The sequence below is a fragment of the Chitinophaga pinensis genome, assembly GCF_007896845.1.
GTDB classification, from domain to species: Bacteria; Bacteroidota; Bacteroidia; order Chitinophagales; family Chitinophagaceae; genus Chitinophaga; species Chitinophaga pinensis_C.
The window spans coordinates 41,290-50,769 of sequence record NZ_VOHS01000037.1 but is presented as its reverse complement, the minus strand read 5'-3'; the positions used below and the strand labels follow the sequence as shown (position 1 = coordinate 50,769).

The following is a 9,480-nucleotide window of genomic DNA, read 5'->3' as shown; positions in this document are numbered from 1 at the left end:
ATGCGATCGCATACCCTGCGCCCATTCCCATTCTGGGAAGATTGGCAACCAGCTTTCGTCTACCAGTTTACCACTTTGCTGTAAAGCAGAGACGGTACAGACAAGGACGTCTCTCAACCACCTGTTGTAAGAATACTACGGCCTGAAACGTTTATTTCATACATACCTTCCATCTGGGCGGATTCATCGCCTTTGGCTTCCAGGATTCACCTGATTGTACAACAGCCTTCGCATGGTGCTTTGCGTCATAAACGGTTACATCAATACCTTTTTTAGGAGTGAAATGAAAGAAGAGCGTATTGCATTTTTCATCAATAACAACGGCTTGCGCCATTTTCTGGTTCCTCAAAGCCGGACTGCGGTCAACAGTCGGTCTTTCTGAGATAAGTAATCAGGGATGCCATACGAACAAGCAGGCAAACAACAATTTTTTGCGCATAGGGATAAAAATTAAGAGCGTAGGTTTATCGCTCAGGGCGCAAAAGTACACTCTTAAAATCTTGCTGCAAAACATTAAATATAATATTTAATACTTTGACAACTATCTGATAAGCCAGCCTCCGGACTAACGGCTGAAATCATACGATTGTCTCTCCCTGTCCGTGCTGAGGTCTCTATGGCATGGATCATCCTGTGCCTGATCAGGGCATCCTGAAATGTCGGGGCCTGACCCGAACGGATCAGAGGATAGTTTTGTCCGGAATTGGTAGGAATAGGCCCCATGGCATCGGGATCAGGTTATACCCGGCAGGAATGGTCATTCTTCCAGAGGACCGTTTTCCCCCTTACTGGCTTAACGCTCAGGTCAAAAACCGCCAGACTGGCACCGGGCGCCGTAATCTGAATATCACCTTTAGTACCGTTGATCTCCCACAGGAATTTGTACCCGGTATAGTCCCACCCCTAAAATGTACACTTGCTACTGCGCCACTTTCCAGCATACCTGTCACCGCCACCTGATCCGGGGTATTAACCGGGATTTCCTCTCCCGTTTCTATTACCTTCGTCTTTGTTCTTCTGATAGCTGTCGTAGCCGAAAGACCCGTGAATTCACCCAGTACATAACACAGGGCATCTACCGCATTGGAAAAGATCACGGGTAATAAACCAGCGCCTGTTCAGGATTCACAATGTAGGTATTCGCCTGATCTACACCTCGCCATAGAGAATGCCAGCCCCTACCATAGTGGTAGACAACACTCTCCTATATGCCCCTGCGCAATGTAGTCTTTAATGAATCGTACGGCAGGTACCGACCGGGACTGAAGACCAACAAACCCTTTTACTCCCTTTTCCTTTATCAGGGCTGTCAGGGCTTCCGCTTCCTGCAGATTCCGGCCCAAAGGCCATTCACTAAAGACATCCTTTCCTGCTTCCGCCGCAGCTTTGATCAGTTCAAAGTGAGAAGGCACCTTTACTGCCACCAGCACCATATCGACCTCTTTACTATGTACCAGCTCCTGTATTTCGTTATAGACGACCGGCACATTAAAAGTGGCTTTTAAGCCCTCCGTATTCTCCTTTTTAGAGGTAAACAATGCACTGGTCTCATAATCAGGCAATACCTTCAGAGCCGGGATATGGCCCCAGGCTGCCCAACCTCTTTTTTCGCTTGCGCCGATAATACCGACTCTTGTTTTATTTGCGTTCATCTTACATTCATAATTTTCGACATCAAAGGTATCTGCAACTTACTATACCTTTGTCAGCAGTATCACGGATGATACCAATACCATGAAAGATCAATGCATCAAAGTACAGCAAACCGAAGAGGACATTAAAGCATTACAGGACACCATCTATGTGATCGGTGGCAAATGGAAATTACCCATCATACATTCCATCTGTAATGGCAATAAACACTTCAAAGAAATTGAACGGAGTATACCGGGTATCACCACCAGAATGCTTTCGAGAAGTCTGCGGGAGCTCGAAGACAATAAGCTGATCACCCGTACAGTTGATCCGAATGTACCGACGCTGGTAGAATATGAGTTTACCGAATACGCAAAAGAGTATGGTGTATTAATCAATGAAATGATCAGATGGGGTAAACACCATCGGAAGATGATCATTGGCATCTGACGCAAAACGATCTGTCATTTCTCTGATATATCGCACGGTTTCCTCCGGTTGTTCTTCCGGTACGTAGTGCCCCGCATCCTTTATAACAATCACCTTAGGTACTGCCAGCTGTTGCAAAGCATTACCGATCTGTTCACCCAGCGCATGCTGTCCGCCCAAAGCCAGCACCGGTATCTGCAGGCGATGCAGATCGTCTTTGTTATGCTGCGCACTGGCCGTGAAGGCCCTGTAATAGGCAAAACCATGTTTCAGCCGCTCTGTCCCTGTATAAGCGCGTACATATTCATCCAGATCCTGTTCATTGATAGCTGCTTTAATAAAAGACTTATTAGTGAAATACCACGATAAATAGGCACGTTCCTTTCCCGCTACCAGTAACTCCGGAATATCTCCTACAGCATGAAAATAGAACTGCCAGATCTTCTGTGCATTCTCGGGTCTGAATACGGCTTCTGACATCAATCGGGGATTGCTGCATCAATTACTGTCAGTGTATTTAACTGTGCTTCATGATTCAGGGCAAAAGATACCGCCACCCAACTACCTACATCATGAGACACCAGATGCACCTTACCGATATGCATGGCTGATAAACGGCTGATCAGAGCTGCTACTGATTTTGTATCATAAGCCGATACAGGACTACTGTTGCCCAGTCCGGGCAGATCTACCGCAATGACCCTGTTATGTTTAGCCAGCAGCGGTATCACTTTCCGCCATACGTAGGAGGTCTGTGGCCAGCCGTGTAATAACAGGATAACGTCTCCCTCACCTTGCTCATAATAACAAAGCTTTGTACTTTCGATCTCAATAAATTTTGCTGCGGGCATTTGTGCTTTCATTGTGCCAACGGATAAAAATGTGAATAATGCTGTTAGAATCATCATGTGTCTCATGCAGCAAAGTTAGTCCGGCGACAATCCGGACAGGAGGACAAAAAACCGTTCATTCCTGCCAATCTCAGACAGGCATTATCTTACAGATCTATGAGCAAAGAAGAGAAACATATCGTCATACTGGTGCCTTCCAATTCTGCATTGATGGATATGGCCGGCCCTATGGAAGTTTTCAGCAGAGCGGCAGCAGAACAGACTAAAATGGCGCATCATGTACAATACATTGTACACACTATATCAGGCGAAACAACAAGACAGGTCGTTACATCTTCCTTCCTGCCCATATTATGTGAAGCAACTTTGAAGAGATAGACTACCCCATTGATACATTGATCCTTTCCGGTATTCCTGCGGATGATGAGCAGCCTTTACATCACAATCTACTGCCGTGGATAGCCACACAAGCCAATCTGGTACGGCGGATAGGGTCTGTTTGTTCAGGTTCTTTTATGCTGGCGCAGGCAGGTGTGTTAAATGGTAAAAGAGCCACTACACATTGGCGGCTCTGTCAAAAGATGAAAGAAAAATATCCGGAGGTGCTGGTGGAGCACACACCGGTTTTTGTAAAAGACGGACATATCTATACTTCCGCCGGCGTCACTACCGGTATGGATCTGGCACTGGCATTGACAGAAGAAGATATGGGCAGAACATTTGCGCTGGATATCGCCAGACAAATGGTGCTTTTCCTGAAACGCCCGGGAAATCAATCACAGTACAGCACCATGCTGGCCGCACAGGCGACCGATTATACACCCATCAACAATGCACTGTCATGGTTACAAACACATCTCCATGAAGCCATCACTGTTGAGCGACTGGCACAGGAAGCGGCTATGAGTCCCCGCAACTTCGCGCGGTTGTTTGTACAGGAATTGCATATCACGCCGGCAAGATATATTGAAAAACTGCGTGTGGAACTGGCCTGCAGAAGTCTGACAGAAAAGAAACTGACCAGTCAGAAATTGCTTTACAAAGTGGTTTTGGGAATGCAGACAATATGCGCAAGGTCTTCCTGCGGGTCATGGAAGCAACACCCTCCGAATACAGAAAACGGTTCAAAAGCGCACTACACACCTAACAGTGTAAACCTGACTTTGCGTCGTCCTCCTGCTTACCCGGCCAACCTTCTGGCAGGTTTTACGGCATCATTCCCTCCCTTTGCTGCCATACTGACCCTGATTTTTCCGGGGTAGGGTATTTGATGTGCCATTATGAATCGATTTTATTAAAACTATGGATGCATATTCTCAACTCATCATTGACGCTGTCGGGAAGGCCAGTCCTGCAGTTGTCAAAATAGAACGGTTGGAACGTCGTGGTAATCAGGACGCCATATCCGGAACAGGATCGGGATTCCTTTTCTCTTCCGATGGTTACCTGTTCACCAACAGTCACGTTATCAATGGCGCCGCTAAATTAAAAGTGCGGTTACAGGACGGACGTGAATACACCGCTACGCTTGCAGGACAGGATGTAGCCACCGATCTGGCCATATTGAAGATTGACGCAGGAGAGTTTGCGACGGTAAACTGGGAGATTCGGATGACCTGAAGATAGGTCAGCTGGCCATTGCCATCGGGAACCCTCTGGGCTTTCAGCATACCGTTACCACCGGTGTGATCAGTGCCGTAGGCAGGTCATTACAGGGGCAGAGCGGGGTGACCATGGATGCTATGATACAGACAGATGCTGCGTTGAACCCCGGCAATTCCGGCGGACCACTCATCAACAGCGAAGGCGAAGTAATTGGTGTCAATACAGCTGTGATCATGGGGGCGCAGGGACTCTGTTTTGCAATCAGTATCAACACGGCAAAAGCCATTGCCAATCAGCTGATCCGTTTCGGAAAGGTAAAAAGGGCCTATATCGGCGTTGCCATGCAACAGATAGACCTCGTACCCCGCTTACGCAGTATTCACCAGATCCGGAATAAACAGGCCCTGTTCGTGTCCAATGTAGAACGTTACAGTCCTGCCGCCAAAGCCGGTATCATGAATGGTGACATCATTTTCCAGTTCAACGACCATCTTGTGGAAACGGCCGACCAGTTCTTCAAAATGCTTACTTCCGACAAAATCGGACAATTCCAGTACATCAACGTGATAAGGGATAATACCCTGCTGGAACTACGTATTACACCTGTTGAAAGAGGTGACTGACCCACAGCATTACCTTAAAACACAAGGGGGGAGTTATCAGACATAACTCCCCCCTTGTGTTTTTTACAGCCCACTATGCAAATTAATAGTGGATAATCCCCCTGCCCCTGTGCTATACCTACAGAAACATCAGTAAATTAGAAGAGATTTCAAATTCCACGACACACACTTATACTCGTTCATTATGGGTAAACAACTGTACATTCTAATATTGACCCTCCTGCTTTTCAGCCTATTCTCCATTCCCCTTGCGGCACAAAACACCGGTATCTTTGACGCCCATACCGACATCGGTCAGGTGAAACATTCCGGCAATCTGCAATACGATTCCCGGACACAACATTACACTATTACCGGCGCCGGTACGAATATGTGGTTTGGCAGCGACGAATGTCACTTCGCGTGGAAAAAGATGAAAGGGGATTTCATTTTGCGTACCCGTGCACAGTTTAGTGGTAAAGGGCAGGAAGCACACCGGAAATGGGGCCTGATGGTGCGTAGTAGTCTGGATACCAGTGCTCAGCATGTCAATGGCGTCGTACATGGGGACGGATTAACGTCTCTTCAGTACAGAAAGACCAGAGGTGCCAATACAGAAGAAATCAAAACTAGTGTAAATGGTGCTGACATCGTCCAGCTGGAAAGAAAAGGCAATACTTACATCTTATCCGTTGCCCGCAACGGCGTTCCTTTTATCAGTGAAACACTCCATGACCTGGAGCTGGGAGAAGAAGTCTATGCAGGGCTTTTTGTCTGTTCACACAATGCCGATGTTTCAGAAAAAGCGATATTCAGCAATGTACGCCTGACGGTACCCGCTCCTGCTGATCTGAAAGCCTATAAACAATATATCGGGAGTCAGCTGGAGCTGATGGATATAGCCACCCAACACAGTGTAATTGTTTATCAGACACCGGGATCTATACAGGCGCCGAACTGGAATAAAGACGGCCAATCACTGATCTATAACAAAGAAGGTAAACTGTATCAGTTTGACCTGCGCACAAATACCCCTTCGCTGATCAATACCGGTGTGGCGAAGCAAAATAACAATGATCACGTATTGTCTTTTGATGGTAAGCTGCTTGCTATCAGTAGCGGGGAAGGAGAAAACGGCGCTTCCGTGGGGTATGTCGTTCCCCGTACAGGCGGAGACCCTGTCCGTATCAATCAGGTCGGTCCTTCTTATATGCATGGCTGGTCACCGGATGGGAAATATCTTGTATTTACCGGACAACGGAATAATGAATTTGATATATACCGGGTACCTGCAAAAGGAGGAGAAGAGGTACGGCTGACTACAGCACCGGGGCTTGACGATGGACCGGAATATACGCCCGACGGAAAATATATTTATTTCAACTCTGTACGCAACGGGATGATGCAGATCTGGCGTATGGCGCCTGATGGCAGTCAGCAGACGCAGGTAACGGATGATGAGTTTCATAACTGGTTTCCACATATCTCACCGGATGGCAAATGGATCGTTTTCCTCTCCTTCCTGAAAGAGGAAGTAGACGCCTCGGACCATCCATTCTATAAACACGTATATCTGCGACTGATGCCCGCAAGTGGCGGTCCGGCGAAAGTCATTGCATATCTCTATGGCGGTCAGGGGACGATTAACACCCCTTCGTGGTCACCAGACAGCAAACGCATTGCTTTCATCAGCAATACCAATCTGTTGTTTCCGGTATTTCCTATGGAGAAGTAGTGTTAGCGGCGGCTCAATTGTTTGTTGATTTCTACTGCGGCACTGATCAGGGCAAGGTGTGTGAATGCCTGCGGAAAATTCCCGAGGTGTTCTCCTTTCATACCCAGTTCTTCGCTGAATAGTCCGAGGTGATTGGCGTAACCGATCATCTTCTCAAAACTTTCTACGGCGAGGTCTATTTCACCACATTTGGCCAATGCTTCGATATACCAGAACGAACACATGTTAAAGGTACCTTCTACACCGTCAAGACCATCGATCCGTTCAAGGTGATTGCGGTAACGATAGATCAGTACATCCAGCCGGAGGTCGCGGTCAATGACTTTCATGGTAGATAACCATCTTGGTTCCATGGGTGTGATAAAGTGTGTCAATGGCATCAGCAATGCGCTGGCGTCTACGGTCTTAGCACCTTTATACTGTACCCATGCACCCAGTTCCTCATTCCAGAAATTATGATAGATGTCGTTATAGATCTCATCCCGGACAGCCTGCCATTCCATTTCCGGATAAGGGAAAGAACGATGTTCTGCAATCTTGATCGCTCTGTCCATGGCGACCCAGCACATTAACCGGGTATGCAGGAATTCGCGTTTTACATTCCTGATTTCCCAGATACCATGATCAGGCAATTTCCATCCTTCCACCACACTGTTCACCTGTTGTTGTATCAGGGTCCAGAACTCGTAGGTGATCGGTTTATAAGACTTGTTGTAGATATAGATAGTGTCGATCAGTTCTCCGTAGATATCGATCTGCAGCTGTGTGGCTGCTGCATTACCCACACGCACCGGTCTGGCGCCTTTATAGCCATCGAGATATTTCAGTTCCAGTTCTGCCTCACTTTTACTCCCATCCACTTTATAAAGCAGCTGTAGTTTTGTTTCTGTGCAAAGACTGGAAATCCAGTTCATGAAGTTTGTCGCCTCATCGTAGAAACCGAGTTTCAGGAAAGCATACATGGTAAATGCCGCATCACGGATCCACGTAAAACGATAATCCCAGTTACGGCTGCCGCCGAGGGTTTCCGGCACACCGAAAGTAGCTGCGGCTACTACCGAGCCATATCTGGCAGAAGTCAGGAGTTTCAATGTAATGGCGGAGCGCTGTATCAGTTCCCCATAGTGCCCCTTATAAGTCGATTTTCCGACCCATTCCCGCCACTTGGCAATCGTTTCATGATAAGTGTCGTGCGCATAGTAGTTAATGCCTGCAAAAGCCCCTTTATGGTCTTTTTTGACAGCCTGCAATACGATATGAGCGGTTTCTGATTCTTTCAGCGTAAACTCCGCATATCCATCTTTCCGTTTCAGCTGAAGGGGAATATCCGCTATCAGCCGAAGCTGCACATTCCCATCGTTGATAGCAGTAAATATGATTTCGTTCTTTTTCTGTTTCAGCTCGGCCTCATGTTTTGCTGCGGCATAATCAAAACGGGGGGCGCAATGCACTTTAAAAGTGATATCACCACGGATCGCCTTGATCTTACGCACGATGGTGCTGTCTGTTTCGTCGCCCGCTGCCTGTAAGGGCATATAGTCTGTCAGTTCGGCGATACCTGATTCAGAAAAATAGCGGGTCAGCAAAATGGCGGTACCGGGTATGTACAATTGTTTGGAATTGTACTCTCCCATCTGTGGTTCTACTGAGAAGAACCCTCCTTTTGTGGAGTCCAGCAGGGAAGCAAAAATACTGGGGGCATCAAAGCGGGGAAAACACATGAAGTCAATGGACCCTGTCAGGGAAACCAGAGCGACTGTTTCAAGGTTGCCGATGATACCATAATTTTCAATACGCTGATATGGCCGTTCCTGATGCTTCATACTGGTATTTATCATGAACCATGCCTAAAACAAAGGTATCCCTTACCTTTACTGCATGTTACAATTGCCCATTACTGTGCGTATTCCAACTGACGCGGAACTGGATCACCGTCCTGATATTGATGAAATTCTCATCCGGCGGCGAAAGGCGAAGATCATGGAAGGATACAATCTGCAGATGAATGAAAATCCCCGCCTGCCTTATCGTTTTCAGGCGACAATCAATATTGACAATGATCGTTTATGGGCGCTTTTTCTTACGCTGGCAGAGACCCTGCCATCAAAGGTGAGTTGTGTATATGGCATTTATGAAGAAGAGAACATGACCACTCCCCTGTTACAAAAAGAATTTGTGCTGAAAGAGCTGGAGAAGTATGAGCCGGAGCTGGCACAGGATTGCATGCTGGAAGCCGGCATGCTGTTTCAGACCAAAGATATCCTGATAGAACTGGGCATCAGCGCCAGTAAATACATCCGTTACTGGGGTGCAGAACTGGAACGGTTCCGCCTGCTGATGCAATCATTTGAACTACCTTTTGTGGAAGGACTGGAGTTTATTGATGAATATCCAAGAATAGTGACACCCCTGCGGGAACTGGTCAGAACTGCCAAAGCACCTGAAACGGTGCTGTATTATCTTGATCAGGCATTCCGTGTAGACAGAACTGCACCTGAACCTTTCTTTGACTGATAAAAAATATCCCGGCTGTCCAGCAGCCGGGATATCGGTATGTGTTGCAAAAAAGATCGCTGTTCATCACCTCCCGGTGTGATAGTTATTAATTACTAATAATGGCAAC

Annotated in this window: 10 protein-coding genes and 2 pseudogenes; 7 read left to right on the top strand and 5 right to left on the bottom strand. The window is 47.1% G+C overall.

Annotated features, from left to right (window positions below):
* Positions 1-800 precede the first annotated feature (800 nt).
* Both FEF09_RS34980 and FEF09_RS24135 read right to left on the bottom strand, forming a co-directional pair.
* Positions 801-1,103, bottom strand: a pseudogene (locus FEF09_RS34980) (hypothetical protein); the annotation flags it as partial.
* Positions 1,104-1,178: 75 nt separating this feature from the next.
* On the bottom strand, positions 1,179-1,652 hold the full coding sequence (locus FEF09_RS24135; protein ID WP_146307480.1) for a Gfo/Idh/MocA family protein: 474 nt from the start codon (positions 1,650-1,652) through the stop codon (positions 1,179-1,181).
* Between the two features lie 82 nt (positions 1,653-1,734).
* On the opposite strand from FEF09_RS24135, the gene FEF09_RS24130 reads away from it, so the two are divergent.
* On the top strand, positions 1,735-2,085 hold the full coding sequence (locus tag FEF09_RS24130) for a winged helix-turn-helix transcriptional regulator (protein ID WP_146307478.1): 351 nt from the start codon (positions 1,735-1,737) through the stop codon (positions 2,083-2,085).
* Here the strand turns inward: FEF09_RS24130 and FEF09_RS31840 are convergent.
* Together FEF09_RS31840 and FEF09_RS31835 are read right to left on the bottom strand one after the other, a co-directional pair.
* On the bottom strand, positions 2,026-2,544 hold the full coding sequence (locus tag FEF09_RS31840) for an alpha/beta fold hydrolase (RefSeq protein WP_222597109.1): 519 nt from the start codon (positions 2,542-2,544) through the stop codon (positions 2,026-2,028). The two genes, FEF09_RS24130 and FEF09_RS31840, sit on opposite strands and share 60 nt — an antisense overlap.
* Positions 2,544-2,927 (bottom strand): alpha/beta fold hydrolase, encoded by a 384-nt coding sequence (locus FEF09_RS31835; protein ID WP_222597108.1) that lies wholly within the window; start codon positions 2,925-2,927, stop codon positions 2,544-2,546. The genes FEF09_RS31840 and FEF09_RS31835 overlap by 1 nt, the downstream gene beginning before the upstream one ends.
* A gap of 45 nt (positions 2,928-2,972) precedes the next feature.
* Between FEF09_RS31835 and FEF09_RS31830 the strand changes: the two genes are divergently transcribed.
* From FEF09_RS31830 to FEF09_RS24110, 5 genes and pseudogenes are all read left to right on the top strand, one after another.
* Positions 2,973-3,293 carry a hypothetical protein gene (locus tag FEF09_RS31830; protein ID WP_222597107.1) on the top strand — a complete coding sequence of 107 codons (321 nt, stop codon included), beginning with the start codon at positions 2,973-2,975 and terminating at the stop codon, positions 3,291-3,293.
* Between the two features lie 17 nt (positions 3,294-3,310).
* Positions 3,311-4,177 (top strand): GlxA family transcriptional regulator, encoded by an 867-nt coding sequence (locus FEF09_RS24120; protein ID WP_222597106.1) that lies wholly within the window; start codon positions 3,311-3,313, stop codon positions 4,175-4,177.
* A gap of 40 nt (positions 4,178-4,217) precedes the next feature.
* Positions 4,218-4,729, top strand: a pseudogene (locus tag FEF09_RS34975) (S1C family serine protease); the annotation flags it as partial.
* Between the two features lie 24 nt (positions 4,730-4,753).
* Positions 4,754-5,143 (top strand): S1C family serine protease, encoded by a 390-nt coding sequence (locus tag FEF09_RS34970; protein ID WP_409994881.1) that lies wholly within the window; start codon positions 4,754-4,756, stop codon positions 5,141-5,143.
* Positions 5,144-5,327: 184 nt separating this feature from the next.
* Complete coding sequence (locus FEF09_RS24110) at positions 5,328-6,857, top strand: TolB family protein (protein WP_146307476.1); 1,530 nt, start codon at positions 5,328-5,330, stop codon at positions 6,855-6,857.
* A 2-nt stretch (positions 6,858-6,859) separates the two neighbouring features.
* Here the strand turns inward: FEF09_RS24110 and FEF09_RS24105 are convergent, their stop codons facing one another.
* Positions 6,860-8,680 carry a glycoside hydrolase family 15 protein gene (locus FEF09_RS24105; protein ID WP_146307475.1) on the bottom strand — a complete coding sequence of 607 codons (1,821 nt, stop codon included), beginning with the start codon at positions 8,678-8,680 and terminating at the stop codon, positions 6,860-6,862.
* A 55-nt stretch (positions 8,681-8,735) separates the two neighbouring features.
* On the opposite strand from FEF09_RS24105, the gene FEF09_RS24100 reads away from it, so the two are divergent.
* A complete protein-coding gene (locus FEF09_RS24100; protein ID WP_146307474.1) occupies positions 8,736-9,371 on the top strand; it encodes a hypothetical protein in 636 nt (211 codons plus the stop codon).
* Positions 9,372-9,480: the final 109 nt, after the last annotated feature.